This window comes from Caldalkalibacillus mannanilyticus JCM 10596 (genome assembly GCF_000615945.1).
Classification (GTDB): domain Bacteria; phylum Bacillota; class Bacilli; order Caldalkalibacillales; family JCM-10596; genus Bacillus_AT; species Bacillus_AT mannanilyticus.
The window spans coordinates 41,550-68,540 of sequence record NZ_BAMO01000030.1 but is presented as its reverse complement, the minus strand read 5'-3'; the positions used below and the strand labels follow the sequence as shown (position 1 = coordinate 68,540).

The following is a 26,991-nucleotide window of genomic DNA, read 5'->3' as shown; positions in this document are numbered from 1 at the left end:
CCGTATCCCTCACACAAACGTCATTTCTATAGATAGATATGAAACTCTAAAACTCAACATGCTCCACCTTGATAGGAATCCTGAGCCACTCTTCTGCAATTTTCTGAAAAACCTCTTTTTTCCCACTGGCAAAAAAGCGATGAACCGGTCGACAAAAATCCTTGGAAAGTTGATTTTTGTGAAAAAGGATCGTACTCACTTCTCTGGCAGTTTCATCCGCTGAGCTAATGAGTTTCACATCCCCCATAACATCCTGAATAATAGGAGCTAGGAGAGGATAGTGCGTACAACCAAGAATTAAGGTATCAATATTCTCTTTCTCAAGCGGCTTTAAAGCCTCACAGACAATATCAAATGCCTCTTCATGATCAAGCTTCCCTTGTTCTACTAACGGGACGAAGGCAGGGCAAGCAAGGCTTGTAATGTATAACCCTGGATGAACCTGTTTAAGTGCTTCTTCATATAAGCTACTTTGAATTGTACCTATCGTTCCAATGACCCCTATTCTGCCGGATAAAGTTACTTTAATCGCTGCCCTAACCCCTGGATGAATGACTCCAATTACAGGGATGGAGTAGGACTCCCTTAGCTCCTCTAGTATCACTGCTGTTGCCGTGTTACACGCAATAACCAGCATTTTGGGATTAAATTGTTCTAAAAAGTGAATAAGCTGCAAGCTGAAGTTACGCACTTCTTCCCTACTACGAGGTCCATAGGGGCAACGAGCCGTATCTCCAAAATAGACAATCTCTTCACGAGGAATCTGACGAATAATCTCTTGTACGACTGTCAGACCTCCAACTCCAGAATCTATAACTGCTATTGGTTGTGACAATAAACTCTCTTCCTTCTCCCTTTAGAGTAAATGAGTCGAATGTTATTCCTTACCCATTTCATTGTGTAGAATACTTAACGTTCTGCTTAAATCTTCAACGTCCTTCTTAGAAAAATTAGATAGAACAGAAGATAAATATTCTCTTCTCGCTTCTAACACTTCTAAGATGATGTTTTGCCCCTTTTCTTTCAGCTGGATACGCACTACACGTCGATCATTTGTATCCCTGACTCGTTCCACAAGTTGATTGCTCTCCATTCTGTCAATCAGGTCGGTCGTTGTGCTGCATGCTAAATACATTTTATTCGATAGTTCACCGATCGTCATATCTCCATCTTCATTTAACCACTGAAGAGCTACGAATTGAGGGGGGTAATCGGAAAGTTAGCTAGAATTTCTCTTCCTTTTTGCTTAATGATGGAGCTAACATAGCGCAGCTCTCTTTCTATTTCAAATACTTGTTCAGCCGTGTAGTTTAGTGTAGATTTATCCATTATTTCCTCCAAAGTTAGAATCTTTGCCCCTATTATATCAGAATTGTGTCGTTTTTGCGTTACCCCATTAAAATCTTTTCATTAATTTTTTACAAGATCTTTATGAAATTCTTCCCTAAACAAAAAGTCCCAAAAACTGGGACTTTTTGTTCTTTAGATGACTAATTCACCTAAGCGAACCAGTTCGACAACTGCTTGAGAGCGACCTTTCACTCCTAGTTTTTGCATAACATTTGAAATGTGATTGCGTACCGTTTTTTCACTGATGAACAAAAGGCCAGCTATTTCTTTCGTTGTCTTATCTTGTACAAGTAATTCAAATACTTCTCTTTCTCTGTTTGTTAATAAAGGCTTCGCTTGTTGGTCGTTCCCCTTCAAAATGTCCCCTCCTTGCATGGCTCATGTATACAAGGCGATGGTTACAGTCAAGTTATTTTATGACTGGGGGAAAAGTGTGGTGCGTTGGGCAAGTAAATTTAGGCCTGCGCCCACAGTATATGCAGGTGATGATGTATCGTTGCTTATCCCTTGCAAAATAACTCAGCCGTTTTCTCTATTGTCTCAAATCTGTGGAAACATTAAATTGGTCTACCAGATCCCTTAACGTATAGGATTCCTTAGCTAGCTCCTCTGACAATCGAGCAATTACCTGATGGCTCGCTAGCTGCTCTTCTGCCGCCGCTAACACCTGCTGGCTGGAGAGAGATTGTTCATTGGACAGCTCTTCAATATATCTGAACTGATGAACAATATCCTCTAAGGTTTCAAGGATCTGTCTAGCATCCTTCATCGTTCTCTCTCCATTAATCATGACATTGTTGTTGAAGTAACGAATGCTTTCAAAGAGCTCGATCATATTGACTGTCTGTTCCCTTCCTTGAACAATATGATAGGTTGTATCATTAGAGTAAGCAACGATCCGATCCATCTCCTGATGTAGCTCAGAAATTAATTGCACAATGGATTGAGACGCTTCCTTCGTTTCACTGGATAGCTTACGCACCTCATCTGCGACGACTAAGAAGCCTCGACCATGTTCTCCCGCTCTGGCTGCTTCGATGCTTGCATTTAACGAAAGGAGGTTGGATTGATCAGATATTTCTTCAATGAGTTCATTGATTTCACTTACCCTAAGTAGCGTCTTTTTAAAATAGGCTAATGTTTTATTGGTTAAGCTGTTGGCATCCTTTACTTTTTCCATATGCTCTAAGACAGAGCGTACCTGTAGATTTCCTTTCTCTGAATGTTCATTTGCTTTTTGTGCCGTGTGATAGGTATCTTGGGCGTGTTCCACTACTTGCTCTAAGTGCTCAGTGTAGTGATGCAGTCTTTCTTGAGAGCTCCCCATTTTCTCCGCTTGTGTCACGGCTACTTCGTTTAGGGCAATAATCACATTGGTAATTTCTTCAGAGGATAGGGTTAACTGCTCACAGCTTTCTTGGATTTCAGAGGAGGACCGAGCTACTCCCCTTGAATTGGATAAAATCTGCCTGACCATAGAATCAATGGCTTCTAACACTTTATTCACATGGTTCCCCAGCGTTTCTATTTCATCCCCTGACTTGATGTCTACTCTGCGACTCAGATCTCCCTAGAATCCGCCAAATCCTTCACCACTTCATTAATCTTCTTAATCGGTCCGAGAGTGGAGCGAATCATCCAGAGAGAAATAAGGATACAGAGAAGAACAATCGCCCCTACAGCACCTGCGATGATTTTCCAGCCCTTCTCATACTCCTGTTGGTTGGTATCTCCTGCCAAAAGAGCTTCTCTTTCATTGATTTCTACCAGCTTCTCTAAATGCTCATTCAATTGATTAAAGAAACGAGCCGTTTCATTTTCATAAATTAATTGTGCTCCCTTCACATTGCCACTATGGACAAAATGAACGATGTTCTCATGCTCACTGACATAAGCTTCAAAATCCATTTCTAAGGTTTGAGCAATTTTCTTCCCTTGCTCTGAAATAGAAGAAGATACATATTCCTGTAAAGCCAATTGCAGCTGTGTTGATACGGCTTCCATTTCTTCTTCTACCTTACTATGGGCTCCAGTCGAAGAATTGTAGACATACGTCCCCTCTAGCGCCCTAAATTGCGTTGCTATGGTTTGTATCTTATTCGCTTGTGCCACACTTGGAAGCCAATTCTTGACGATCTCTTGTGTCGTCTGATTGACCTTATTCATGGTATAAACAGAAAAAAGTCCAATAGCCACAACGAAAGCGCATACAAGACCAAAGCCAATTGTCAATCGCAAGGAGATGGGTACTTTAATTCTCATGAAAGCTCCTCCTTCACTTGGGGTTAATCCATCTTTTTTTGGTGATTTCCTCAGTAATTATCTACTATATCGGAGGGAGCATCTTGCTTTCATAGGCTGACTCTAGTAAATATGTAGCACTTTTTTATGATCAAGAGGACTTTTTTGTCTTATCCGCACTTTTTCTGTTCCTTCACGCCAAAAAGCTACCTAACGTCATTCCTGACGCAAGTAGCTTTTTGCCGTTTTCTTTATGCTATGTTTACCATTGTTTTTTCTTCTAGTTCCCTAAGAACTTCTTAATAGAATGAACCGTCGTATCACGATTCAATGCCGCGATCGAAGTCGTTAATGGAATTCCTTTTGGACAAGATTGTACACAGTTTTGTGAGTTTCCGCAATCTGTGATGCCACCCTCACCCATAATGGCTTCAAGGCGTTCTTCTTTGTTCATCTCACCTGTAGGGTGAGCATTAAATAAACGCACTTGGCTTAAAGGGGCAGGACCAATAAATGGTGAGTTCGCATTTACATTTGGACACGCTTCTAAGCAAACTCCACAAGTCATACATTTGGATAGCTCATACGCCCATTGACGCTTGGTTTCAGCCATCCGAGGTCCAGGACCCAAATCATAGGTTCCATCAATCGGAATCCATGCCTTGACCTTTTTCAGTGCGTCAAACATTCTTTCGCGATTGACAGATAGATCACGTGTCACAGGGAACGTACTCATTGGCTCAATTTTGATAGGCTGACCCAGCTGATCAATCAGCGCTGAACAAGCTTGGCGAGGAGTGCCATTAATGACCATAGAACAGGCTCCACATACTTCTTCTAGACAGTTAGACTCCCATATAACAGGAGAAACCTTCTTCCCTCCCTCATTAACGGGATTACGCTGAATCTCCATTAGAGCTCCGATCACATTCATGTTCGGACGATATGGAATTTCAAACTTTTCTGTATAAGACTGACCTTCGGGACCATCTTGACGAGTAATCTCTAGTTTTATTGTTTTGTTACTCATATCTGTCCTACGCCTCCTTCGCCTTAGAGTAGTCGCGCTTACGAGGTTTGATTAATGAAACGTCTACTTCTTCGTATTCAAATCGAGGAGCTTTTTCTCCATCATAGAATGCCTTGGTTGTCTTGAGCCACTCTTCATCATTACGTTCAGGGAAGTCTGGCTTGTAATGGGCACCACGACTCTCGTTACGGTTTAAGGCACCAAGCGTAATCACTCGACCTAGCTGAAGCATGTTCCAGAGCTGGCGAGTAAAGGCAGCCCCTTGATTGTTCCACTTACTCGTGTCATTGACATTAATATTCTTAAATCGCTCCATTAGCTCTTGAATCTTCTCATCCGTTTTCTGTAAACGATCGTTATAACGTACAACTGTGACATTATCCGTCATCCACTCACCAAGCTCTTTATGGATAACATAGGCATTTTCTGAACCATCCATTTTGAGGATCTGGTCATACTTATCTTCTTGTTTCTTTCTTTCTTGATCATAAACCACAGAAGAAACCTGATCCACATGCTTGTTCAAACCGTTAATATATTCAATTGCCTTCGGTCCTACAACCATACCTCCGTAAATGGAGGAAAGAAGAGAGTTCGCTCCCAGACGATTTGCTCCATGATATTGATAATCGCATTCTCCAGCGGCAAATAATCCAGGGATATTTGTCATTTGATTATAGTCACACCACAATCCGCCCATAGAATAATGGACAGCAGGGAAGATTTTCATTGGGATCTTCTTAGGATCATCTCCCATGAATTTCTCATAAATTTCAATGATTCCACCTAATTTAATCTCAAGCTCTTTAGGATCCTTATGTGAAAGGTCAAGATAGACCATGTTCTCCCCATTGATTCCAAGCTTCAAGTCAACACAGACATGGAAAATTTCTCTCGTCGCAATATCACGAGGCACTAGATTTCCGTAAGCTGGATATTTTTCTTCTAGGAAGTACCAAGGCTTTCCGTCTTTATCATACGTCCAAACTCGTCCACCTTCTCCACGAGCGGATTCAGACATTAGACGCAGCTTGTCATCGCCTGGAATCGCTGTAGGATGGATTTGTATAAACTCTCCATTTGCATAAGCAACCCCCTGCTGATAAACAGCTCCTGCTGCTGTCCCTGTATTAATCACTGAGTTTGTTGATTTACCGAAGATGATCCCAGGCCCACCCGTAGCTAAAATAACGGCATCAGCAGCAAACGTATGAATTTCTGCATTTTTCAGGTTTTGGACTGAGATCCCTCTACAGATTCCTTCATCGTCAAGAACAGCACCGAGGAATTCCCAACCCTCATATTTGGTCACTAGACCTCGCACCTCATGGCGGCGCACTTGCTCATCCAGTGCATACAATAACTGTTGCCCTGTTGTCGCTCCAGCAAACGCCGTACGGTGGTGCTTCGTTCCACCAAATCTTCTAAAATCTAATAATCCTTCAGGAGTACGGTTAAACATAACCCCCATACGATCCATCAAATGAATGATTCCAGGTGCTGCTTCACACATGGCTTTTACTGGAGGCTGATTGGCTAAGAAATCTCCTCCATATACCGTATCATCAAAATGCTCCCAAGGAGAGTCTCCTTCTCCCTTCGTATTAACTGCACCATTAATTCCACCCTGAGCACAAACTGAGTGAGAACGTTTAACAGGTACCAAAGAGAATAAGTCAACAGGAACTCCAGCCTCTGCCGCTTTTATGGTGGCCATTAAACCTGCTAATCCACCACCAACTACGATGATTTTTCCTTTACTCATATCTACTCACCCCTTGTTTTATGCTAGCTTCCCAAATTCCAATAAGATTAAGATACCCCCGATGGAGAGAATAGCGAAAACTCCCATCCACACATAGGTAGAAATTCTTTGGGCTTTCGGTCCTACCGTAATTCCCCACGTCACACAGAATGACCACATTCCGTTAGCAAAGTGGAAGGTAGCAGCTACTACTCCAAGAATATAAAACACCATCATGATCGGTGAAGATAAGATTGCCATCATCATTTCTGCGTTCACAGGTGTACCGAGCGCAGCCGCAATACGTGTTTCCCAAACATGCCAAGCAATAAAAATAATTAAGAAGATCCCTGTAAAGCGTTGTAACATAAACATGACATTGCGAAAATAACCATAATTAAGTACATTATGCTTTGCTTGGAAGGCAATATATAAGCCATAAATTCCATGGTATAAAAGCGGTAAGAAGATGAAGAAGACCTCCAAGAAAATACGTAGAGGTAAGCTATCCATGAAATCAGCAGCCGCATTAAATGATTCAGGCCCGTACAAAATAAAATGGTTAATAAAAAGATGCTGGACTAAAAAGATTCCAACCGGGATAACCCCTAAAAGTGAATGTAGTTTACGGTTAAAAAAATGACCTTTGCTTGCCATAACGGTCCCCCTTATTTTTTCGTTTGACGTTTCTAGTCAGTAACAGGTTTATTTTACTCCTATGCAATGAAAGCGTCAAGAAATCGCTCTCATTATCCAATGATGATTCTTTCTTTCGGATAGCGTACATGTGATTTGGTATCCTTCTTTTTCATTGAAAACAGTAAAGCTACTAATCCAACTCGCCCAATAAACATAAGCACGACAAGAATGAATTGACTTGCTGTAGATAGCTGCGGAGTAATCCCCATGGACAAACCGCAGGTTCCAAAAGCAGAGCTCACTTCAAAAATAATCGCCATTAAAGCAAATTTAGATGAATGCTCAATCGCTGTGATCAAGATAATTGCCGAAATCAAGATAAAGACGAAAACAGAAATCACTATAAAAGCCTTCTGAATATCATCTTCATGCAGTTCCTTTCCAAACACCTTCACGTCTTTTTTTCCTAAAGCAAACGAGCGAATGGTTAAGAACATCACCGCTACTGTAGTGGTTCGGATACCGCCTCCCGCACTGGAGGGGCTAGCTCCAATAATCATGAGAGCAGAAATCAAGAGCAAGGTGGCTAAGCTATAGTTAGACACATCCATCGTAGCCAATCCTGCACTTCTAGCACTTACTGAGTTAAAAAGAGAATAAAAGAATTGTTGATGCCACTCCATCCCAGCGTAATATTTCCCTCTCTCTAATAACCAAATTGAAATGCCTCCAAACACCATGAGGATAAAATAGGTCGTTACGGTAATCTTCGTAAAAAGAGAGAAGCGGTAATTCTGATGACGTTTTGCTAAGTATTCACGTATTTCAACCAAAACTGGAAAGCCAATCGCTCCAGCAATCACGAGGGTAATGGTGACAAACTGAACAAAATAGTCATTGGCAAAGGGCACGAGAGATTGACCTGTAATATCAAAACCAGCATTTGTAAAAGCGGTTAGACTAGCAAAAGCTCCCTGATAATAAGCTTCATACCAAGTATCAAAGTAATATAAATAATAAGACCCTAGAATCATGGCACCAAATAACTCAATCAGAATGGCAATCCCTAGTATATTTTTCATTAAGTTGACCAGACCCGCATAAGAGGTTTGATTCTGATCGACCATGATTAACATGCGCTGAGATAAAACAATTTTTCTCCCTAGCATTATCCAGACAAAAGTCCCTAGAGTCATGATTCCAATTCCACCTAGCTGTATAATAAGAGCGAGAAAGAAAACCCCTACGTAGCTAAAGGTTTCCGCTGTATTCACCACAGTTAAACCCGTAACACTAATCGCACTGGCCGCTGTAAAGAAAGCATCTGAAAAGGAGAGGGAGATTCCATCCTTATGCGAAATGGGGAGATACAGCAAGAATGAACCAATTAAGATAAGAACAAAATAAGAAAAGATAATCACCCGAAACGGTGACAAAAACTGATTTAACTTCATGTACTAATACCTCCAACAGATTTCCTCTCCATAGTATGGATATTTTCTACAAGTATATCAAGACCTTTTTCCGCATATAAGTGAATAAGCTATTTTTTTATAGATTTTGGTCCATATGATGAAAGGGGTCGTAATATGATTGGAGAAAAAAAAGAAATTGTTGAAGAGCTATCTAAACAAAGTGTCTATAAAATGAAAGGTCAGGCTATCCCTCTGTTAAGCTATCACCTCATTCGAGACCATGTGCTTCCAACCATCACAGGAGAGTTTCAAAGCTCTATCCTATATTGGACAGGTAAAAATATAGCAGAAAAATTGGACCTTCAAAGCTTTGAAGAGTGCTTAGACTTGTTTCTTGAGCTAGGCTGGGGTTTTCTAGAAGTCACCAAATCCAATCATTATGTGAAAGAATTTAAGCTTTCCTCCCCCTACTTCTACTCTCGCGAAATCAAGGAAACAGATACAAGCTTTGCTCTTGAATGCGGGTTTCTCACGGAAGCTATTTCTCAAATTGAGAACAAAGACACAGAAGGAGAATTTAAAGTACATAAAAAGCCTCATGAGCTTTATGTTTCCTTTACCGTGTATCTCCAAGACAAGCCAATCTCTCATTCAAAAGAAAGCACATAGTCTCCCCTTCTTCACTAGTCTGTATTTAATAGGAAGAAAGATGTATAGATCAAAATCAGATGGTTTGCTAGGAACACACCTAGCAAACCATCGTTTAAACCTGCTGAACCGCCTCTGCCTTATCTAATTGAAAAGTCGTATGCAGGGTTTGAACAGCTTTCACCATATCTTTTTGTGGTACGACACAAGACACCTTAATCTCAGAAGTGGAAACCATTTTAATTTCTATGCCTGATGCACTAAGGGAACTAAACATCTCAGCAGCAACCCCAGGATTGGAAATCATCCCTGCTCCTACAATCGACACCTTAGACAAGCCGTCCTCATGCAAGATTTCTTCAAACTGTAAATGCCCCTTATGCTGATTGAGAATCTCTAAAGTACGAGTCACATCCTCTGTATGAAGCGAGAAAGAAATATTTGTTCTTTCGTGCCCTTGGATACTCTGATTAATAATAATATCCACGTTAATATGAAATTCTGCCAGTGTTTTAAACAGGCTAGAGAGTGTCCCTATTTCATTTTTCATTCCCACCACAGTGATCTTCGTTACGTCTTTCTCTTGTGCTACTCCATGTACAACTAATCCTTCTTCCATCGATATTTCCTCCTTCACCCATGTTCCTTCTATTTCTTCAAATGTGGATCGAACGGTTAATGGGATTTGATAATTCTTCGCACATTCCACCGCTCTTGGATGCAGTACCCCTGCCCCCAAATTCGCCAATTCAAGCATTTCATCATAGCTAATCTCCGTTAATTGTCTAGCCAGTGGAACAATACGCGGATCTGCCGTATAGACACCCGTCACATCTGTAAAGATATCGCAACGCTCCGCCCCCACAGCAGCAGCTAGAGCTACCGCAGTTGTATCCGACCCGCCACGTCCAAGAGTGGTAATTCCCCCTTGCTCAGTCATTCCCTGAAAGCCAGCGACAATGACTACATTTCCTTGTCCCAGTTGGGTGAGAATAGGCTCTTTTTTAATTTCTAAAATCCTTGCCTTTGTATGCACATCCTCAGTGATGATTCCTGCCTGCCATCCTGTCATAGAAATCGCTTTAATGCCTATTTCATGTAACGCCATCGCCAATAGCGAGATGGTTACTTGTTCACCCGTAGCCAGAAGCATATCCATTTCTCTCGGCTCTGGATATGGAGAGATTTGCTTTGCCATCTCGACTAAAACATCTGTCGATTTCCCCATAGCGGATACAACAATTACAAGTTGGTTACCTCGATTGACTTCTTGTTTAATCTTGTTCGCTACATGCTGAATTTTTTCTACTGATCCTACAGAAGTACCACCAAATTTTTGAACAATTACACTCATTTTCATATTCCTTTCTCTTATACGGCAAAACACAAAAAAGCAACAACAAAAGAGAACTTTGCTGTTGCTTGATGATCCAATTTAAAAAACTTAACATTTCATAAATTCAATCAACACCTCTGTATTTCCCGCAACGTGAAATAGTTCTCCATCATTAAAATGGGTTCTTTAATGATGACAGTGCTGCATTTCTTTAATGCAACCCCAGCCTCGTTTATTCTGAGCCATAAACCAGACTTCGGCGAATCACCCTTTCCCTTTCTCATCAACGAATGCTCTTCTTCTCTTAGAAAGTTACTCATGATCTTCGCGCCTCTACATTCACTCCAATAATTGAAGTGAGGTGTGCTATTCAATTGAGTGCTATTTTAACAGATTTTTTCCTTTTTGACAATCCCCAATTATTTACCTTTTGGGCAAATAGGCTTGGACATCTCGAATCGCCCATAGGATTTCATACGTGATAGGCAGATGAAACTGCAAAGCTCGATCCTCCAAGTCACTAACTACTTTAAATGGATTAAGATAGCCGAAGCTCCCTTCGTCACGCTGCTGAAAGCAAAGAAATCTAGCTCCTTCTACTATCAGTTCGTGGTCATATCTAAAGTAGCACATGGCACGTAATAGCTGGGAAGCTACGTCTAATTGATATTTTTGGCATTGAGCTAGCATACAACCAGATAGAGCCCACTTTAATTGTTCCATCTCCGCTCTTGCTCTTTCAGGGACGACAAACTGCTCCCCCATTGAAGTAATGAGAAACCATGTATACAGTTGTTGTTCCAGCTGCTCTGTATCAAATAGTAAAAAGTGAGGCTGAGCCCAAGCACGATCATTGATCATATTTTCTTTTTGTGTAGGCTCTAGAAGTCCATAAAGCTGTGTTAAATAAGCAAGTCTAGAATCCTCCTCTACCTCCTCCTGTGTTAGCTGTTTTAAGCCTTCTTGAATCCTCCTATCCCCTTCCTGCCAAGTCGTGGTCATCCGATTGCTTTGCCTTAGTAATAAACTCGTCGTCGCATAGAGCAGAGGACTACTCTCTTCTACTAAATCTAAGCTTCTTCCTTGTTCACGCTCTATAACATGGAGAATTTCTTCAATAAAGGCATCTGTGACAGCAGAGGGGGTCATTTCATAACAGAGAAGCAAAGACGAGAGTAATTGCAGAATAGCATTTGAATCCTTTTGGACCGTGGGGTGATTCCTCCAAAGACCTGTGAGCCAGTTTACAGTTTGCTTCTCATTCCATTGTATCGTGTCAGGATGGCTTATCTGAATCATGTCCCATTCTCCTTCTCCATTTTTTTGAAATGCTTGATTGCACATAGAAAAGGAAGCGCGTTCGAGTAGGTCACATGTTCTGGCAATAGCAGCTCCCAGGCGACCCTCATTACCACCGTTTCCTCCGTTCCTTGTAAACTTAAAATATACAGGAGTTCTCCAATCTTCGTATGTTCTCTAGCACTAATCGCAGCACATAGCAATCGGAGGCTAATGGATTGTTCTTTTTTCATTTGATCTAAAGAAAGCTTCTCTTTTCTTGTAAACAACAAATCTGAGATTCTACTATCTCTATAAAATCTTGCATTTTCCGCTGTCCATCTCCAGAGATCTCTCTCCCCATCATATTCAAGCGAATCGTCCAAAAGCTTAAGAGTCGCTTCTGCTAGAGGCAGCTCCAATATAGTCATCATTTTCTTTAATTCATAGGCATAATTGGGAGACCATTCTGTGCGCAATAAATAATCTCCTTGTAATAAATCAGTCAATGTGTAAAGGATTCTTTTTAGATCATTGCTCCTTTTCGCTGAAGGTTCCAGGGCACAATGGGTGATATACAAGGCGTCAAGGATACAGGGAAGATTACAGGAAATGAAGTCACTCCAAGCAGGGGCTTGTAACACGTCCAGTGCTTTCAAGGATATCTCTTGAAAGATTTCTTCATCAGGCGACAGCGCAAAAGAATGCTTGCACAGAGTAGAAAAATGGTACAGACTCTCTTGATCTCTCATAACTGAAAAGGAGAGAACGTGTTGAACCTTTTCTCTCGCCACCTTTTCGATCTGTTCTATATAGAAGTCTACCGTATGTTGAAGTGTAGATGGTTCCAAGTCACCAACCCTCCCGTTCGTTATTTCATCCAAGCTGTTGTTGCACCTGCAATGACGAGCGTAGGATGATAACAATGAGTAAAGATATGCTTTTCTTGTTCCTTCTGGCTTAAGCCAGATAACTGTGGAGCGTGAAAGGTAACACTAGGGATCGCTCCCTCAGGCAAACGCCCTGTATAAATCAAATTCCAAGCAAGCTCCGTCAGATGAGGGGCAGCCTCCTGCTCTACATGCGGCTCTAAAAAAGATAAGCACATAAGCAATTCACCCATCAGATCTAAATTTCTTTCACTAATAGAGATGGCTAGTAGTTTTAATAAAGTCTGAAAAATCGCTTGCAGTTCCTTCGTATCTACGATCAGGTTTCTAGCATGTCCCATATCCGTAAGATAAAAAACCGTGTGAGTAATACTATATATATCCATTGTTGACATGTACGGCGGGGCTGCTTTTTTCCCGAGAACGGTTCTGTTATATAGCTCCCTATAGGAAGGGAGATCATTTGCTATCCCTGCTCGTTCCAAGCTGTATTTTAAGTCCATTAGTCGGAAAGGTATTTTTTTCAAGATATCCGTAACCTGATAGGCCCAAAATTTGGCTAATGTAAACGCAAAGCTTAGCTTCGTTTCATCCGTAAGCTGAAGAAACTCTTCAACAATGGCAAGCCCAGCAAGTCCATCAGGATCGTGATAAATCATGGCTTCCACATCAAAAGACTGACAAATGTCCAGATTAAATTGAATGATTTTTTGTAGACGTTGATCCTGTTCATACAATTTGCTACGCAGCAAGTAATTGGTCAAAAAAACGAGTTCCACATACGTTTTTAGTTTCCATCTAAAATCGTCGGAAACCTGATTGCGAACATCAAAAAACTCGATATTCCGAATGATCCAATCGAGAGACGTGTTTGCCAGTTCGCACACCTTTTCATCTACTGTATTTCTTATTGTATTTACCATGGATCTTCTGCTCCTTAGTTATCATTTTCTCAGAGCTAACTACACCAACTACTTAACGGGTATCGATATGTATTTATTAAATTTTGATTAAATTTTAGGAATAATCAGTTAATTAAAGGCGCGAGGTTCGAATAATTTAGACCTTCAAGGGATTACTTAAAATTTTTTTAGAATAATTTTATTCAAAATGATAACTCTTATGCCTCCACGCACGGTGTACTTACATTTAACGTTTCTTGTAAAGACTCAGGCTTGTCCGAATCCGCTTTCCAAACCAATACATAACCGCTCCATGCCAAAACTCCACCATCAGGATTTGCAGATTTCATTAGATTGTCAGTAGGAATCACCACACGCTTTTCCTTCAACATTTTTTTGAAATTCATTACCATTTCTCCTCCCAAATCCCTAATTCTACTAGATTCGAACCTCACATTGTTATTTTAACCTATTTTTCCAAGGGAGTAAATGGATTCGTAGTATTAATTTTGATTTTTTTGTTTTTTTAAAATAATAGAAAAAAAGGGAGAGTGATTTCTCCCTATTAAGAAAGGGTTTATAGAATATATTCTAGTCTGATCTATGCTTTGATATCTTGTCTAGTAAAGGCAAGGATTGAAATACTAAGCAAGAGCAGGAGATACACCAACAGTGCTATGACGGAGAAGAGAATGGGGATATCTTGAAGAGCAACCCCTGCATCTGCATTGATATACGCGACTAAGTTCAAGTGTGGAAATAGAGTGAGCTTATACCAAGAATATTTGGCTAGGAAGGGGGCTCCTCCCAAAATACTTCCTCCAAACAGAGTAAATATGGAAATTCCTAAGGCAATAGCTTGATTTCGAACAATGGTTGAGAGCATAAAAGCGATGGTGACAAGGACAAAAATGGGCAAAAATCGTAAGACAAGTACTTCAAGGGCTGATTGAATGACCGCTATTTCATAAAAGCTTCCACTAAGGTCTTTTCTCACTAAGGCGTAATCATGCCCACCAAAATCAAATAAGAAGCCGCCGATCAAATAACTCATCACCGCATATACTCCCATAAGCAGTACAGTATAGATCAGAGTCGCTATATATTTTGAAATCAGGATTTTCCATCTTTTAAATGGGCGCACAGCAAGAACTTTCATTGTACCCCAAGAAAACTCTTTAGAAACCATACTACAGGCAACCAGAATAGCAAAAAGAGAGATAAATATATCTAAACCATTGGTCGTTACAGAGCTGACAAAGCGCCACGCATTCCAGTAATAGGGATTGAGATCATGCTCCAGGTAGTACTCCTTGTATTTCACATCAGGAGAATAATACAAGCCTTGGACTTCCATCTGAGGCTTTTCCTGTTCCTCAATGAATTCCTGAATCAGATGCTCTCTCCAATTCAGATCCTCTGTCACGTGGAGCATACTACTCATAATGACACCTACGATCAGAATAAGGGAGGTTAATATCAACAAATAAAGAAGGTGTCTACGCTGACAAAATAATTTTTTCAGTTCTCCAAGAGTGAGATGAACGAACCACATTACCTCCCACCTCCTTTGGCAATCTCTAGATACATTTCTTCTAGGTTTTCCTTTTCCTTGTACATATCATAGATTTTCACTTGATGGAACACTAATCGCTCAATAACATCAGGCACATGCTCTGGATCTAGAGTTACAGCTAAGGAGGTGTCAGATACTTCACTGACCACCGCTGATTTATAATTATGCAAGCAGCTTTGAGCGGCATCAGCCCTGTCAACTTGAAAAATGATTTTTTTCAGCCTGCTTCGAACAGAGGAGTGAGTGATGTTCTCAAGCTTAATGAGCCTGCCTTCTTGAATAAATGCCACTCGATCACAGAGGGACTGCATCTCGATTAGCAAATGACTCGAAACTAAGATCGTCACTCCTTGCTTGGCTAAGTTTCTTAATAGATTTCGCAAGTCGACCATTCCTTCAGGATCAAGCCCATTCATTGGCTCATCAAGAATAAGCAAGCTGGGGGAATGGAGCAAGGCTTGAGCTAATCCTAAGCGCTGTTTCATTCCCAGAGAATAGTTTTTTACCTTTTTATTAATTCCGTTCCTTAAGCCTACCATCTCTACTAGCTCTCTTATCCTTTGCTCCGATACCTGCCTTTTACCCAGCTTAGAGAAGTACGCAAGATTCTGAGTCCCTGTCATGAAGGGATACAGATGGGAGATTCAATAATCACCCCCACTTTTTGCATCGCTTGTTCAAAATGCTCCGTGACATCTAGTCCATCGATGTAAATATTCCCTTTGGACAATTTAGAGAGCTGTACAATCAGACGCATCAGCGTTGTTTTTCCAGCTCCATTGGGACCAAGCAGACCCATGATCTCTCCTCTTCTCACTTCAAGTGATATATTCCTGAGAATCTCAGTCTTGCCTACTTTTTTACTCACATTTTTCAGCTCAAGGCAATGTAAATTCATGCTCTTCCCTCCCCCTCTCTATTCTTAAACTGAGGATAGTAGACCCTCAAAGCCAAAAACCCAGCTGCCTATCAAACCGATCACGATAAGAAGCAACGAAAGAAAGAATAAATTCTTATTGTTCAATGTTTTCACCTCTCAATAAGTATCGATTCCATGAAACATTTTTTAACATGAGTTTGATACAATGCATTGCTGCACAATTACCAATCACGATGAAAAGCAAACCAATTCCTACTACCAACACGCTGTTAAACAAAGCGGTTAAAACATCCACTCTCGTAAAAATAACGAAGGAAGAAAGGATAAATAGAAGTCCTGATCCCCATAAACCTAGAATCACTGTAGCTACTAGTAGAAAAAGAGGAAAGATGAGAAAAAGATTTACAAATCCTAACCCCATCGCCATGACGACTCCTTTGTAGAAAGAAACCCACGAATGATTCTCCGTAGCATGGGTAAAAAAATAATCCCGCTTGATGGTTTTAGCTATTTTTATCGGATCTCCTAAAATCTTTGTGATTTCCTGTTCTGTTTTTCCTTCCTCCAGCCCTAAATGAAAATGATCCTCCATATCATTAAGTATCTCTTCTACTTCTTGATGCGGAAGACCATCTAAGTGGCGTCTTAGTTGATGTAAAAAATCTTTTTTTGTCATAAAAACTCTCCTTCTCCCCCAAAGTTAATCCACATTAAAATATCGAATAATGTCTACTAATTGTTTCCATTCCAGTGCTAGCTCATCTCTATATATAGAGCCTTTCTCTGTTAATGTGTAGTATTTTCTAGCTGGACCTTGTTCGGATTCCACTAGATAAGTGGTCACATATTCTTCAGCTGTTAATCTACGCAGGAGAGGATAGATTGTTCCTTCTGTTACAGGGAACTTTGAGCTGATCTCTTTGACTAAATTATAGCCATAATGATCCTGTTCTCTAAGGATGGAAAGAACACAAAGCTCTAAGACCCCTTTCTTAAATTGAGTGTTAATATATCCCACCTCCACCACTTGAATCCTATTTTTTACATCATATCACAACCTACTATGTATTGCAAAGTACTATGCACTATCTTTTTGTCGACATTATTTTCTTTTTTTTTGAAGGATAATCTACAAAAAAAAACACCCTAGCCATTCGATCCTTCGAATGTCAGGGTGCTTACTCTTGTTTATCACGTTCTGCTAGAATTTTTGCTTTTAGCTTTCGGAAGTCTTCTAGGCTTTGTTTTAAATACTCTTTTTCATCCTCAGATAGATCCTCTCCTGGAATCCCATACTCTGCCCCACTTTCCTTAACGCTTTGGACCTCAGAACGACAAAGCAGCCAATCCAGAGAAATGTCGAGCACATTGGCGATATTTTGCAGGGTTTCTAAATCAGGAGTTCGATTGCCATTCTCATAGCCAGAGATGGATACTTTTGTCACGTTGACCATTTTGCCTAGCTGCTCTTGAGTCAGCTTACGATTTAGCCTCGCTTTGCGAAGTCGAGTTGAAAAGGTCATCATTACTCCCCCACTCTTCTAGTGATTTCTGTACTGATTAGATACTTTGATTATAGGTTAACAGATTGTTAACGTAAATAAAGTTAACTAAATAGAAATTTTTGTTTGACATTAACTGGTAGTTAACCTATTATATAGTTAACTAGAAGGTTACTTTGAGAGGAGGGAATGATGTTGGTCCGCAAAAAATTATTTCAAATGAGACAGACACATAATCGAACTCTTCAAGAAATGGCAGATATGATTGGAGTAAGTAAACCTTACTATTGGCAAATAGAAAACGGACAGCGAGGATTATCTTATGATTTGGCAGTGAAAATTGCCGCCGTGTTTGGAAAGACCCCAGATGATATTTTTTTGCAAGAGGAGTTAACTAAAAAGAAACAAAAGAAAGAAGTGAAAAAGAGGACTGATATAAAAAAAAATGACAAGTGAAGGGGAAATCGTAATGAAGAAACGCTTTAAGAAAAAAGCCTTTACCATTATTAGAAGTCGTTTTGAGCGAGGAGATTATAGAAAAGTACCTTATAAGTATCACCGTGTCATGCTTCATTTCATCGATCAAGCCATTTGTTCTCCAGCTGGAAGAGATTTCGTCTATCGTGAAGCCTTTAAGAAGGGCAGAGAATTAAAGGAGGTATATAACGAATTATTTGAAGACATGTATACATTCCTGACAAGGAAATATGGAATTACTAAACAAATGCTTCAACAATATGATGAGTTTCAAAGAAAGCAGGAATCATAGGCACTCATAGACACGTTATTATATTTGTAAAAAAAATGCATTAAAATAAAGCGATACCTTTGCCCTCTCTTGCGGGTAAGGTATCGCTTTTCAAGCTGGAAAGCCTATGGAGTGTAGCGTGTATTTGTCATATTTAGTGGACCAAAAACCTCAGCTACTTTTTCCGGCAATGCTAAGGCAAGCCTTCCATTTCCTTCTAAGGTTTTAGGATAGCCTAAAGGAATGGTGCGTTTGATCAGTTGAGCGTATAGCTCTGGCTCTGTCAGTTCTCTTTCAAATTCTTTTTTCCCTAAGTTAATCAGTAAGGCTAAAGCCCCTGATACATGAGGAGCTGACATAGAGGTCCCGCTCATTTGAGCATACCTTCCACCGATGTAAGTAGACAACACGTTCATCCCCGGAGCCACTAAATCAATTTCATTATTAGAATTGGTAAAGTAGGCAGACCTTTTCTCAAAATCAATGGCTCCTACCGAAATCACCTCGTTGTAGCCTGCTGGGTAAGAAAACTCAGTAGTATCGTGGCGTCCATCTCCTTCATTTCCTGCGGCACATACCACCAAGATGTTTTTACTGATCGCCCGTTTCACCGCAGCATGAAGCCCAGGATGATTATACGGTCCGCCTAAGGACATTGAAATAATCTGTACCTTTTGCTCGATTGCGTAATCAATCGCTTGAATAACCCATTCATATGTTCCTGAAAAATTTCCTGTAACAGGGTCCTTTCTTAACACTTTCAAAATCAAGAGATCCGCTTCTGGAGCAACTCCGGCTACTCCTTGTCCATTCAAAGAAGCTGCAATCGTACCTGCCACATGGGTTCCATGTCCACTATAGTCTGTGAAGTTGTTTGCATCTGACTGATCATCATCTGTGAAATTCCTTCCACCAATAATTCGATCTTTCAAATCAGGATGACGGCTGTCACATCCAGTATCAATGACGGCTACAACGACTCCTTTTCCTTTTTCACTTCGATCCCAAATCTCTGGAGCCTGTGACATTGTGACTCCTTGTGGAATCTCAGCTAATGGCTCAACAAAGCTCTCAATGTAAAAAGGAATCAGACTCAGTTTTTGACTCAAGATAACCCCTCCTTGAGAAATTTTTCAGATTATTGTTTATTTTACCACTATTTTTAATAAAATGGTAGATTAAATTTGAATTTCCCAAGAAAAATAGTACCTATACTTTAAATTTGCTAATAAAATGTTTAAGATCCAATGCCATTTGACTTAAGTACTGTGCTGAGGAGCTAATTTCCTCCATAGAAGCTAATTGTTGCTCAGAAGCAGCAGCAACCTCTTGGGCATTTTTTGTTGTATTGTCGGTTATACTTGAAATGTCATTGAAGGAAGATGAAACTTGTTCAACTTCAGCAGAAATCTTCTCAGTAGTTGCAGCCATATTGGAGATTTGTTCTGCGACTTGATTTGTTGCGTCAATAATTTCTTGAAAGTGATTTTGGGTATTATTCGCTAAGATTAAACCTTCTTTCACTTCTTCCATGACTCCATTCATTGCATTGTTAGTCTGATCCATTTCCTTTTGGATTTCTATAATAATATTAGATATTTGTTTAGATGAATGTTGAGAGCTTTCTGCTAATTTCCTTACTTCATCTGCAACAACAGCAAACCCTTTTCCATGTTCACCAGCTCTGGCAGCTTCAATAGCTGCATTTAATGCGAGTAAATTAGTCTGTTCTGCAATGGAAGTAATCACTTCTAGAATATTATTAATTTCCTTTGAACGCTCAACAAGAATGTCTGTAATGGTAACAGAGTGGGTAACAGAGTCGTGGATTTTATTCATTTTTTGAACGTTATTTATTACAGATTCTCCGCCTTCCTCGGCTTTCTTAATTGTAACATTGGCAACCTTGGCGATATTCGCTGATGATTTTGCAATTTGTTGTACACCAGCATTTAGTCCACTAAGAGATTGGGAGCTTTTATTGACTCCATTAGATTGTTGATCAGCTCCATTGGCAACTTCTTGAATAGAATAAGTAACCTGCTCTGTAGAGAGGCTAACCTGATCAGCACTTGCTGAAAGCTGCTCAGATGAAGCAGCGACTCTGTCAGCACTATCACTAACACGATCAATCATTTCTTTCAAATTGTTTGCCATCTGATTAACATTCTGCGCTAATACTCCAATCTCATCCTTGTTTTGGACTTTAAGCTCCTCACTCGTTAAGTCTCCATCAGCTATATTTTGAACATGACTAGTAATTAATTTGATGGGGCGACTCATGCTCCTTGCAATGATTATCGCAAATAAAGTAATGATAATTGCTGATAACCCCATAAGTAATAAGGTTTTACTTCTAATCGTATTGGCTACAGTCAGAATAGATGATAGGGGAGTAAAAAAATAAATTCCATAGCCTGCTTTTTCGATCGGTGCGTAACTTACAAGCATGCTCTCTCCGTCTATTTTTATCAAAGCAGTCCCTGCTTCCTCTTTTCCAGTGTGAAACAGTGATAAGAGCTCTCCTTCAATTCCAGACTCATCCAAGGATAAACCAATGAACTCTTTGTTTGGATGGGCTTGAATAATGTTTTGATCATCAATGAACACATTTCCGATTTGATTTTGAGTAAAATGATCACTTTGCAAAAATTGATTAATTAGTTCTTCAAAATTTATTGAAGCTGACATGACTCCCAACTTTGAACCACCAGGGCTCACAACAGGAGTAGCGACTACAACAATTCGATTTCCGGTTGCATTGGAAGTAAGAACACTTGAGATCGTATCTTGTCCAGCCATACCATTTTGAAAATACTGACGACTAGAAAGATCTAGGACTCCTATGTGCTCATTCGTTGTATGTGCTTGCACAATACCATTTTGACCAGTAAAGACAACAGTTTCATAAGTGGGATCTTGATTTTTTACGACATTCATCAATTGAAGCTGACTTTCTAAACTTCCTTCTTGGATCGCCCCTGAATTTGCCACTATTTTTACCTCATCCAGACGTTTATCCAACCATTGTTCCATTCCGAATACTGTACTAACGGTATAGCCTTGCATGATCTCTTTCTCTTTCTCAATAATTGCGTTACTACTGGAATGATAGACTAGAAATGAAGTGATAGCCATTGGAATTAATCCAACTAATAAGAAAAAAATAATAAATTTCTTATTAATCGACTTGGGAAATAAGGATTGAATTTGAATCATATAGGTCTTCCTTCCTCTTTTTTTTTGTTACTCATAGCTTGCCTATCATAAAGTGGGGATGAGATTTATATTGATTATATCGGCACAATGGTGATAAATATCACTCTCTACATATAAAAGTTTTTTGGATAAAAATAAGGATTGATACGATTAGGAAGAATCTATCCTCCTAACCTATATCAATCCTCTGCCCATGTATTTTTTATTTTTCTATCGATTCATCTTGCTGGAAATGCTGATCAATCTAATGAGATTTCTACAACATGATCCATAAATCGTGAATACATATATCCTTCTATGATCATCTCTTTTGGAATAACTGGCTGGCTTGCATCCTTCCCAGAGATTTCAATGTGATGCTTCGTTGTAAAAAGCCGTGCTTGTTCCAATTCATCCATACGAAATAGATACTCCTCAACACTATACTTGTGTCCTTGTTTATCAATGAAATACCCATCGCTTCGGCTAGATGTTCCTTGCAAATTCTCTCCGTAAAACTTGTAATTGAGCTGTTGATACGCTCTGTTAGGGGATAGATCCTCTGTCATGACCATTCGAGTTGGGTTCCCTAATTCAATTTGATTAAGAGATATCTTGTTTCCAAGATATTCAAAGGTAAGGGGCAAGTCGTTTATATTGTCTAGCTCCACATGGTATTGATCTTTCACTGAATAATGAACCAGCCCAATGATAACATTCACTTTCCTAGGCTTCTCTGTATACAGCGATTCGAATAACGCTTCTCCAAACTTCCATCCGCTCTGACCGCTCGCTCCATGGGAACTGCCAAGTGCTCCAAATGTATCGCTTGGCACGTTTCGCTGTTTTGTTTCCAGACGATCGATTTGGATATGTTCTATCTTTTTGTCGAGATCGTTATTTTGAAAGCGATAAGAGAGGACCGTGCAGGTTGGGGCAAGCACCAGTTTGTCAATGAAAAATGGGGTCCCTTCTATCTCTGTTTCTACGGACAGTTCATATACAATGGAGGCATGTTTTTTTAGTGGGATGGTAAACTTCCACTCTCCTTCAACAAATTCAACATCACTCTTTGTTCTTGGCCACTTTTCTTCAGAGAGATTATGGCTTACTTTTTCTAAACGATCAATTTTCACCTCAAGATGCCCTTCATCAACAGGAAGTGGAACAACACCTAATCTCCCCCTATATACATTTTCGCCTTCCGTATACAGGTTTAGATGGCTCCTAAATGGGAAAGAAGGGGTATGGCTCTCTACGTTCCAATATTGATTACGATTTTCAACTTCGATCCCTTCGCTGTAATTGATCATATACTTTACATCTTCATCTCTTGTATTTTCCACCTCATAATAAATAAATGTTTGTATCTCGTCAGATACAGCACTGATGATCCTTACTTTGATTCCATCGCTTTCTGCCTCTAAATTAAGCCACTCGCTTAAGCCTTGTTCAATATACCCTTGTATTTGTTCATCCTCTTTCTGACTAAAGTCCTTCCACCAATCGAAAAAACCTGTCAATCCGTTCGTTGCCACCGCATTCCCCACAAAAAACATGATAAAAAGGGCTGCTACTACGCCCATGAGAGAGTAGAGTTTTCTAGATTTTTTTCTCTTTCGCTCTGTGTAGAGAACCTTGTCCCGTACGTTCTTCATAAATTGATCTGGTACGTAAATATGATTCTCCTCCTTCTTTATACTTGCTTCCAGCTCCTGAATCATTTTCAGTTCCTGCTGACAGCTACTGCATGCTTGAAGATGTTCTTCTACTAGGATTCTTTCCTGTTGGCTCAATGTTTCATCGCAATACTCAAGAAGTCTTTCTCGCACATGATGACAACTCATAGCCTTTCACCCCCTTCCAGTGCTTTTCTAAGTAATAGAAGTCCTCGATACAGTCTAGATTTTACTGTTCCTATAGGAATTTCTAGCAAACGAGAAATTTCATCCTGTGAAAATCCTTCTAGATATTTTAGAATAATAACCTCCTTGTACTTCTCGTCCATTTGAGTGAGTATGTCGTAGACTTCTAGCTTTGCTTCATATTCAGATCCCCCTTCTGTGTGGATACATCTTCTACTCGCCTAGGTTTGTTTTTACGACAAACAGCTTTACACTCATTGAGAAAAATGGAGGTTACCCATGATTCAAAATAGCGCTCTTCCCTTAGCTGATCGATTTTTTCATAAACCTTAATGATCGTATTATGGAAAACATCTTCAATATCATGATGATTTTTCAGATAAGCCAACCAATCCTATAATATTTTGACTTTCTTGATTCAAACCAATCTAGGATGGCATTGAGATCTTTCTTTTTAATTTTCGCTAACAGATTGGTTTCCTGTATCGCTGTGAACACAATCTTTCTTCTCCCCTTTCAAGCTGCCTCTCTTTTAATTAGAGAAAGAAAACATAAGAAAAGTTCCATCTAAGCAAAAAAAAAGCCATCCCTCTTTGCAGAGTATGGCTCGTTGTTTATTAGCATGATCGTAGGATGAGAGTGTATGGTGATAACCACTCTATCCCTGTAAATGCTCCAGTATAGTCTGTGCCAATTTTTCTCCAATTCCTATTTCTTTAAAGTCCTCTACTTGAGCTTCTTTCATCTTCTTAATGGAACCAAAATGCTTTAAGAGCTGTTGCTTTCTTTTGGCTCCAACACCTGGGATACCATCAAGAGAGGATTGAATCATTGATTTAGAACGTGTTTCTCTATGAAAGGTAATGGCAAAACGATGGACTTCATCTTGAATCCGTTGCAGAAGATAGAACTCTTGACTATCTCTTCTCATTTCTACTGGCTCAGGTGGGGAACCAAAAAGAAGCTGTGAGCTGCGATGCTTCTCATCCTTGGCTAGACCACAAACAGGAATATATAGTCCTAATTCATTTTCCAGCACATCCTGTGCCGCTCCGATCTGCCCTTTCCCTCCATCAATCATGATTAAATCAGGAAGCTGTAGATTTTCTTTCAATAATCGGGTGTATCTACGCCGAACGACTTCACGCATGGATTCATAGTCATCAGGACCTATCACCGTCTTAATCTTATACTTCCGATATTCCTTTTTGGCAGGTCTGCCATCTAAGAACATGACCATGGCTGAAACGGGATTTGTTCCTTGAATATTGGAGTTATCGAAGGCTTCAATACGATGAGCAGGTCCGATACCCAGAAGCTGACCTAAGCGCTCTACAGCTTTGATTGTCCGTTCTTCATTTCGTTCAATCAATTGAAACTTCTCTGCTAGCGAATTGGTGGCATTTTCATCGGCCATTTCCAACAGCTCTTTCTTGCTTCCTCTCTTTGGCGTATACACCTTGACCTTTAACCAGGAGCTAAGCAATTCACTATCCACTTGTTCAGGAACAAAAATCTCCTTAGGTAGTACATGCTCTTTTTCAAAATAAAACTGTCCAATATAGGATAGGAGCTCTTCTCCAACTTCTTCCCCGTAGAAAGGAAACATGGCAATATCCCGTTCTAACAGCTTTCCTTGGCGGACAAAGAAGACTTGTACACAAATCCAGCTTTTATCATAGGCAAAACCAAATACATCTCGATCAACTAAATCATTAACAGTAATGTTTTGCTTTTGCATCACTTGATCAATCTGCTGGATAAGGTCACGCATTTCCTTTGCTCTTTCAAAATTCAATTCCTCGGAGGCTTGTAGCATCTTCTCTTGAAGCTCCTTCTGAATCTGCCTATGACCCCCATTTAAAAAACGAGTCACGTCCTGAATCATCTCTTCGTAGACCTTCTCTTCTACAGGGAATTCACAGGGAGCTACACATTGCTGCAAATGATAGTAGAGACAGACTCGATCCGGCAATGTCTTGCACTTGCGTAAGGGATAAAGGCGATCTAAGAGCTTTTTCGTTTCATTCGCTGCCCCTGCATTGGGATACGGTCCAAAATACTTTGCCTTATCCTTAAGAATTTTTCTTGTTATTTCTAGCCTAGGATGCGCCTCTTTCGTTAACTTAATATAGGGATAGGTCTTATCGTCCTTGAGCATGACATTATAACGAGGAGTATGCTTTTTTATTAAATTACATTCGAGTAATAGAGCTTCAAGATTACTCGTAGTGATGATATATTCAAAATCATGGATTTCACTCACTAATTTTTGTGTTTTGCCATCATGGCTCCCAGTGAAATAAGAACGGACACGGTTCTTTAGAATCTTTGCCTTACCTACATAGATAATCGTGCCCTTTTCATCCTTCATCAGGTAGACACCTGGTTTGTCTGGGAGAAGTGCTAATTTTTCTCTTATTTGCGACATATCCTTTCCCCCTACACCTTCCTGTTTCAGTTTTATTCCATTTCTTCTTTCCCATTCCTCCTTCCATTATGACTTGTTCTCTTAGAGAAATCCAGAAAGGAAAGACAGACCTATAGAAATACCTCCAAAAATGTAAAAAACTTAACAAGAACCACATGAAGATTTACAATGAAGGAGGTATTGTTTGGAAATGTTTCTGTAAGTACGAAGCCATACTAACGAGAAAGTGGACGAGGAAAAGGAAGATAAAAATGAAAATACTACCGAAGTCATTAAAAATAGTGATTCTACTAGGTTTATGTGCCTACATGATGACAGAAGTCGTGAACCGACAAACCTTAAGCACGAAAATACCGGCTCTTTTCATTACGCTGTTTGGTTTTTTCGCCATCTATTTGCTAATAAAAAAAGAGAAATAGAAGATAAGGGAGTCTTACCGACGGTTAGAACATGATAATATGTATCCAAAAAAATCCAACTCAAGGGAGTCGCTATGAGCGACTGCTGAGTTGGATTTCTAATCGTTTATTGCGCTGTATACCCTCCATCGATGACAACAGCTTGCCCTGTAATCCCTCCAGCAAGCTCACTTGCAAGGTATAAGGCATAACTAGCAATCTCTTCAACTTGAAGCAGCCGTTTCTGAGGAACTAGAGGATAGATCACCTCTTCAAGAACTTTCAAGGGGAACATGACGTGTCTGGGCTAGATCCATTAATTGATTACGAACCAAAGGAGTATCGACATATCCTGGACAGATGGCATTGACCGTAATACCATGCTCCGCTCCTTCTAAGGCAGCCACCTTCGTCAAGCCAATCACTCCATGTTTGGCGCTATTATAAGCGGCTTTTCCGGCAAAGCCTATTAAACCATTGATCGACGCCATATTGATAATCCGTCCAAACCCTTGCTTTTTCATGATAGGAAAAGCATGCTTGATCGCCACAAAAGGGGCGGTCAGCATCACTTTTACAAGCTGTTCAAATCTTTCAGTCGGAAACTCTTCAAGAGGTGAAACATACTGCAAACCGGCATTGTTTATCAGGATATCCAAGCACCCATAGTGTTTCTTGGTTTGTTCCATTGCCTCTCTTAGCTCCTCTTCTACAGTTACATTACAGCCCATCCCCAGTGCTTGATAACCTTGTTGTGCTAATAAAGCAGCTTGATTCTGTGCCGCTTCTAGATTTAAATCTGATATCACCACCTTTGCTCCCTGCTGAGCAAAAGCTCTTGCTATTTCCAAACCAATACCGCTTGCTGCACCTGTAATAAATAAAATCTTATCCCTTACTGTATCCTGCATGATCGGTCC

30 protein-coding genes, 2 pseudogenes and 1 riboswitch are annotated in these 26,991 nt (G+C 40.0%); of the genes and pseudogenes, 4 read left to right on the top strand and 28 right to left on the bottom strand.

The features are described from left to right. Positions 1–46: 46 nt before the first annotated feature. The 9 genes and pseudogenes from racE to JCM10596_RS16030 all read right to left on the bottom strand — a co-directional run bounded on the left by racE (position 47) and on the right by JCM10596_RS16030 (position 8,458). Entirely contained in the window at positions 47–835 is a 789-nt protein-coding gene (gene racE, locus JCM10596_RS16070) for a glutamate racemase (protein ID WP_025028011.1), read from the bottom strand. A gap of 42 nt (positions 836–877) precedes the next feature. Next, positions 878–1,329, bottom strand: a pseudogene (locus JCM10596_RS25975) (MarR family winged helix-turn-helix transcriptional regulator). Between the two features lie 153 nt (positions 1,330–1,482). Next, positions 1,483–1,725: a helix-turn-helix domain-containing protein gene (locus JCM10596_RS16060; RefSeq protein ID WP_304502759.1), complete on the bottom strand. Its 243-nt coding sequence runs from the start codon at positions 1,723–1,725 to the stop codon at positions 1,483–1,485. 157 nt (positions 1,726–1,882) lie between these two features. Further along, positions 1,883–2,857, bottom strand: a complete 975-nt coding sequence (locus JCM10596_RS16055) for a methyl-accepting chemotaxis protein (RefSeq protein WP_025028009.1) — start codon at positions 2,855–2,857, stop codon at positions 1,883–1,885. 53 nt (positions 2,858–2,910) lie between these two features. Further along, entirely contained in the window at positions 2,911–3,612 is a 702-nt protein-coding gene (locus JCM10596_RS16050) for an MCP four helix bundle domain-containing protein (RefSeq protein ID WP_025028008.1), read from the bottom strand. Positions 3,613–3,871: 259 nt separating this feature from the next. Continuing rightward, complete coding sequence (sdhB, locus tag JCM10596_RS16045) at positions 3,872–4,621, bottom strand: succinate dehydrogenase iron-sulfur subunit (protein WP_025028007.1); 750 nt, start codon at positions 4,619–4,621, stop codon at positions 3,872–3,874. Positions 4,622–4,628: 7 nt separating this feature from the next. Next, positions 4,629–6,386 carry a succinate dehydrogenase flavoprotein subunit gene (sdhA, locus tag JCM10596_RS16040; protein ID WP_025028006.1) on the bottom strand — a complete coding sequence of 586 codons (1,758 nt, stop codon included), beginning with the start codon at positions 6,384–6,386 and terminating at the stop codon, positions 4,629–4,631. A gap of 18 nt (positions 6,387–6,404) precedes the next feature. Next, entirely contained in the window at positions 6,405–7,022 is a 618-nt protein-coding gene (locus JCM10596_RS16035) for a succinate dehydrogenase cytochrome b558 subunit (RefSeq protein ID WP_025028005.1), read from the bottom strand. 92 nt (positions 7,023–7,114) lie between these two features. After that, positions 7,115–8,458, bottom strand: coding sequence for a TrkH family potassium uptake protein (locus JCM10596_RS16030; protein WP_025028004.1), 1,344 nt, complete (start codon positions 8,456–8,458; stop codon positions 7,115–7,117). Positions 8,459–8,593: 135 nt separating this feature from the next. Between JCM10596_RS16030 and JCM10596_RS28110 the strand changes: the two genes are divergently transcribed. Beyond that, positions 8,594–9,088, top strand: a complete 495-nt coding sequence (locus JCM10596_RS28110) for a DUF2507 domain-containing protein (protein ID WP_025028003.1) — start codon at positions 8,594–8,596, stop codon at positions 9,086–9,088. Between the two features lie 94 nt (positions 9,089–9,182). On the opposite strand, the gene JCM10596_RS16020 is transcribed toward JCM10596_RS28110, so the two are convergent. From JCM10596_RS16020 to JCM10596_RS15970, 11 genes are all read right to left on the bottom strand, one after another. Beyond that, a complete protein-coding gene (locus tag JCM10596_RS16020; protein ID WP_025028002.1) occupies positions 9,183–10,421 on the bottom strand; it encodes an aspartate kinase in 1,239 nt (412 codons plus the stop codon). A 133-nt stretch (positions 10,422–10,554) separates the two neighbouring features. Next, a riboswitch (Lysine riboswitch) is annotated at positions 10,555–10,747 on the bottom strand. A 79-nt stretch (positions 10,748–10,826) separates the two neighbouring features. Further along, on the bottom strand, positions 10,827–11,702 hold the full coding sequence (locus JCM10596_RS16010) for a hypothetical protein (RefSeq protein WP_025028000.1): 876 nt from the start codon (positions 11,700–11,702) through the stop codon (positions 10,827–10,829). Next, the gene (locus JCM10596_RS16005; protein ID WP_025027999.1) at positions 11,699–12,532 is read right to left on the bottom strand and encodes a hypothetical protein; all 834 of its coding nucleotides are present in this window, start codon (positions 12,530–12,532) and stop codon (positions 11,699–11,701) included. Before JCM10596_RS16005 ends, JCM10596_RS16010 begins: the two co-directional genes overlap by 4 nt. A gap of 20 nt (positions 12,533–12,552) precedes the next feature. Beyond that, the gene (locus JCM10596_RS16000) at positions 12,553–13,494 is read right to left on the bottom strand and encodes a DUF6895 family protein (RefSeq protein WP_025027998.1); all 942 of its coding nucleotides are present in this window, start codon (positions 13,492–13,494) and stop codon (positions 12,553–12,555) included. A 197-nt stretch (positions 13,495–13,691) separates the two neighbouring features. Next, positions 13,692–13,886 (bottom strand): hypothetical protein, encoded by a 195-nt coding sequence (locus JCM10596_RS15995; protein ID WP_148302621.1) that lies wholly within the window; start codon positions 13,884–13,886, stop codon positions 13,692–13,694. A 188-nt stretch (positions 13,887–14,074) separates the two neighbouring features. Then, the gene (locus tag JCM10596_RS15990; protein ID WP_025027996.1) at positions 14,075–15,028 is read right to left on the bottom strand and encodes an ABC transporter permease; all 954 of its coding nucleotides are present in this window, start codon (positions 15,026–15,028) and stop codon (positions 14,075–14,077) included. Beyond that, positions 15,028–15,672: an ATP-binding cassette domain-containing protein gene (locus tag JCM10596_RS25965; protein WP_051541351.1), complete on the bottom strand. Its 645-nt coding sequence runs from the start codon at positions 15,670–15,672 to the stop codon at positions 15,028–15,030. Before JCM10596_RS25965 ends, JCM10596_RS15990 begins: the two co-directional genes overlap by 1 nt. Further along, positions 15,669–15,947, bottom strand: coding sequence for an ATP-binding cassette domain-containing protein (locus JCM10596_RS30890; RefSeq protein ID WP_051541350.1), 279 nt, complete (start codon positions 15,945–15,947; stop codon positions 15,669–15,671). Before JCM10596_RS30890 ends, JCM10596_RS25965 begins: the two co-directional genes overlap by 4 nt. A 115-nt stretch (positions 15,948–16,062) precedes the next feature. Beyond that, a complete protein-coding gene (locus JCM10596_RS15980) occupies positions 16,063–16,605 on the bottom strand; it encodes an HAAS signaling domain-containing protein (RefSeq protein ID WP_025027995.1) in 543 nt (180 codons plus the stop codon). Positions 16,606–16,629: 24 nt separating this feature from the next. Continuing rightward, complete coding sequence (locus JCM10596_RS15975) at positions 16,630–16,938, bottom strand: PadR family transcriptional regulator (protein ID WP_025027994.1); 309 nt, start codon at positions 16,936–16,938, stop codon at positions 16,630–16,632. 169 nt (positions 16,939–17,107) lie between these two features. Next, positions 17,108–17,452, bottom strand: coding sequence for a helix-turn-helix domain-containing protein (locus JCM10596_RS15970; RefSeq protein ID WP_025027993.1), 345 nt, complete (start codon positions 17,450–17,452; stop codon positions 17,108–17,110). A gap of 171 nt (positions 17,453–17,623) precedes the next feature. On the opposite strand from JCM10596_RS15970, the gene JCM10596_RS15965 reads away from it, so the two are divergent. Together JCM10596_RS15965 and JCM10596_RS15960 are read left to right on the top strand one after the other, a co-directional pair. Next, on the top strand, positions 17,624–17,887 hold the full coding sequence (locus JCM10596_RS15965; protein ID WP_234410536.1) for a helix-turn-helix transcriptional regulator: 264 nt from the start codon (positions 17,624–17,626) through the stop codon (positions 17,885–17,887). Positions 17,888–17,900: 13 nt separating this feature from the next. Further along, positions 17,901–18,200, top strand: a complete 300-nt coding sequence (locus JCM10596_RS15960) for a hypothetical protein (RefSeq protein WP_148302620.1) — start codon at positions 17,901–17,903, stop codon at positions 18,198–18,200. Between the two features lie 104 nt (positions 18,201–18,304). On the opposite strand, the gene JCM10596_RS15955 is transcribed toward JCM10596_RS15960, so the two are convergent. The 7 genes from JCM10596_RS15955 to uvrC all read right to left on the bottom strand — a co-directional run bounded on the left by JCM10596_RS15955 (position 18,305) and on the right by uvrC (position 25,673). Further along, entirely contained in the window at positions 18,305–19,288 is a 984-nt protein-coding gene (locus JCM10596_RS15955; RefSeq protein ID WP_025027990.1) for a S8 family peptidase, read from the bottom strand. Between the two features lie 100 nt (positions 19,289–19,388). Then, positions 19,389–21,398: a methyl-accepting chemotaxis protein gene (locus JCM10596_RS15950; RefSeq protein ID WP_025027989.1), complete on the bottom strand. Its 2,010-nt coding sequence runs from the start codon at positions 21,396–21,398 to the stop codon at positions 19,389–19,391. A 239-nt stretch (positions 21,399–21,637) separates the two neighbouring features. After that, positions 21,638–23,224 carry a DUF4179 domain-containing protein gene (locus tag JCM10596_RS15945; protein ID WP_034681520.1) on the bottom strand — a complete coding sequence of 529 codons (1,587 nt, stop codon included), beginning with the start codon at positions 23,222–23,224 and terminating at the stop codon, positions 21,638–21,640. Then, positions 23,221–23,385 carry an RNA polymerase sigma factor gene (locus JCM10596_RS31465; RefSeq protein ID WP_081792073.1) on the bottom strand — a complete coding sequence of 55 codons (165 nt, stop codon included), beginning with the start codon at positions 23,383–23,385 and terminating at the stop codon, positions 23,221–23,223. The genes JCM10596_RS15945 and JCM10596_RS31465 overlap by 4 nt, the downstream gene beginning before the upstream one ends. Positions 23,386–23,408: 23 nt before the next feature. Beyond that, entirely contained in the window at positions 23,409–23,630 is a 222-nt protein-coding gene (locus tag JCM10596_RS31460) for an RNA polymerase sigma factor (protein WP_051541349.1), read from the bottom strand. Continuing rightward, on the bottom strand, positions 23,618–23,740 hold the full coding sequence (locus tag JCM10596_RS30885; RefSeq protein ID WP_267879707.1) for a hypothetical protein: 123 nt from the start codon (positions 23,738–23,740) through the stop codon (positions 23,618–23,620). The genes JCM10596_RS31460 and JCM10596_RS30885 overlap by 13 nt, the downstream gene beginning before the upstream one ends. 160 nt (positions 23,741–23,900) lie before the next feature. Next, positions 23,901–25,673 carry an excinuclease ABC subunit UvrC gene (uvrC, locus tag JCM10596_RS15930; protein ID WP_025027987.1) on the bottom strand — a complete coding sequence of 591 codons (1,773 nt, stop codon included), beginning with the start codon at positions 25,671–25,673 and terminating at the stop codon, positions 23,901–23,903. A 251-nt stretch (positions 25,674–25,924) separates the two neighbouring features. Between uvrC and JCM10596_RS29585 the strand changes: the two genes are divergently transcribed. Next, positions 25,925–26,092 (top strand): hypothetical protein, encoded by a 168-nt coding sequence (locus JCM10596_RS29585; RefSeq protein ID WP_159102365.1) that lies wholly within the window; start codon positions 25,925–25,927, stop codon positions 26,090–26,092. A 106-nt stretch (positions 26,093–26,198) separates the two neighbouring features. Here the strand turns inward: JCM10596_RS29585 and JCM10596_RS25955 are convergent. Further along, positions 26,199–26,982, bottom strand: a pseudogene (locus JCM10596_RS25955) (3-hydroxybutyrate dehydrogenase). Positions 26,983–26,991: the final 9 nt, after the last annotated feature.

Excerpts from the sequence above, each read along its gene's own strand:
- sdhB (WP_025028007.1), bottom strand. The coding sequence starts at position 4,621 with ATGAGTAACAAAACAATAAAACTAGAGATTACTCGTCAAGATGGTCCC.
- JCM10596_RS15995 (WP_148302621.1), bottom strand. The coding sequence starts at position 13,886 with ATGGTAATGAATTTCAAAAAAATGTTGAAGGAAAAGCGTGTGGTGATT.
- JCM10596_RS28110 (WP_025028003.1), top strand. The coding sequence starts at position 8,594 with ATGATTGGAGAAAAAAAAGAAATTGTTGAAGAGCTATCTAAACAAAGT.
- JCM10596_RS15990 (WP_025027996.1), bottom strand. The coding sequence starts at position 15,028 with ATGTGGTTCGTTCATCTCACTCTTGGAGAACTGAAAAAATTATTTTGT.
- JCM10596_RS15945 (WP_034681520.1), bottom strand. The coding sequence starts at position 23,224 with ATGAGTTGTCATCATGTGCGAGAAAGACTTCTTGAGTATTGCGATGAA.
- JCM10596_RS16010 (WP_025028000.1), bottom strand. The coding sequence starts at position 11,702 with ATGATTCAGATAAGCCATCCTGACACGATACAATGGAATGAGAAGCAA.
- JCM10596_RS15970 (WP_025027993.1), bottom strand. The coding sequence starts at position 17,452 with ATGACCTTTTCAACTCGACTTCGCAAAGCGAGGCTAAATCGTAAGCTG.
- JCM10596_RS16035 (WP_025028005.1), bottom strand. The coding sequence starts at position 7,022 with ATGGCAAGCAAAGGTCATTTTTTTAACCGTAAACTACATTCACTTTTA.
- JCM10596_RS29585 (WP_159102365.1), top strand. The coding sequence starts at position 25,925 with ATGAAAATACTACCGAAGTCATTAAAAATAGTGATTCTACTAGGTTTA.
- JCM10596_RS31465 (WP_081792073.1), bottom strand. The coding sequence starts at position 23,385 with ATGGACGAGAAGTACAAGGAGGTTATTATTCTAAAATATCTAGAAGGA.
- JCM10596_RS25965 (WP_051541351.1), bottom strand. The coding sequence starts at position 15,672 with ATGACAGGGACTCAGAATCTTGCGTACTTCTCTAAGCTGGGTAAAAGG.
- JCM10596_RS15950 (WP_025027989.1), bottom strand. The coding sequence starts at position 21,398 with ATGATTCAAATTCAATCCTTATTTCCCAAGTCGATTAATAAGAAATTT.
- JCM10596_RS16060 (WP_304502759.1), bottom strand. The coding sequence starts at position 1,725 with ATGCAAGGAGGGGACATTTTGAAGGGGAACGACCAACAAGCGAAGCCT.
- JCM10596_RS15960 (WP_148302620.1), top strand. The coding sequence starts at position 17,901 with ATGAAGAAACGCTTTAAGAAAAAAGCCTTTACCATTATTAGAAGTCGT.
- JCM10596_RS15980 (WP_025027995.1), bottom strand. The coding sequence starts at position 16,605 with ATGACAAAAAAAGATTTTTTACATCAACTAAGACGCCACTTAGATGGT.
- JCM10596_RS30890 (WP_051541350.1), bottom strand. The coding sequence starts at position 15,947 with ATGAATTTACATTGCCTTGAGCTGAAAAATGTGAGTAAAAAAGTAGGC.
- JCM10596_RS16030 (WP_025028004.1), bottom strand. The coding sequence starts at position 8,458 with ATGAAGTTAAATCAGTTTTTGTCACCGTTTCGGGTGATTATCTTTTCT.
- JCM10596_RS16000 (WP_025027998.1), bottom strand. The coding sequence starts at position 13,494 with ATGGTAAATACAATAAGAAATACAGTAGATGAAAAGGTGTGCGAACTG.
- sdhA (WP_025028006.1), bottom strand. The coding sequence starts at position 6,386 with ATGAGTAAAGGAAAAATCATCGTAGTTGGTGGTGGATTAGCAGGTTTA.
- JCM10596_RS16020 (WP_025028002.1), bottom strand. The coding sequence starts at position 10,421 with ATGAGTGTAATTGTTCAAAAATTTGGTGGTACTTCTGTAGGATCAGTA.
- JCM10596_RS16050 (WP_025028008.1), bottom strand. The coding sequence starts at position 3,612 with ATGAGAATTAAAGTACCCATCTCCTTGCGATTGACAATTGGCTTTGGT.
- JCM10596_RS15965 (WP_234410536.1), top strand. The coding sequence starts at position 17,624 with ATGTTGGTCCGCAAAAAATTATTTCAAATGAGACAGACACATAATCGA.
- uvrC (WP_025027987.1), bottom strand. The coding sequence starts at position 25,673 with ATGTCGCAAATAAGAGAAAAATTAGCACTTCTCCCAGACAAACCAGGT.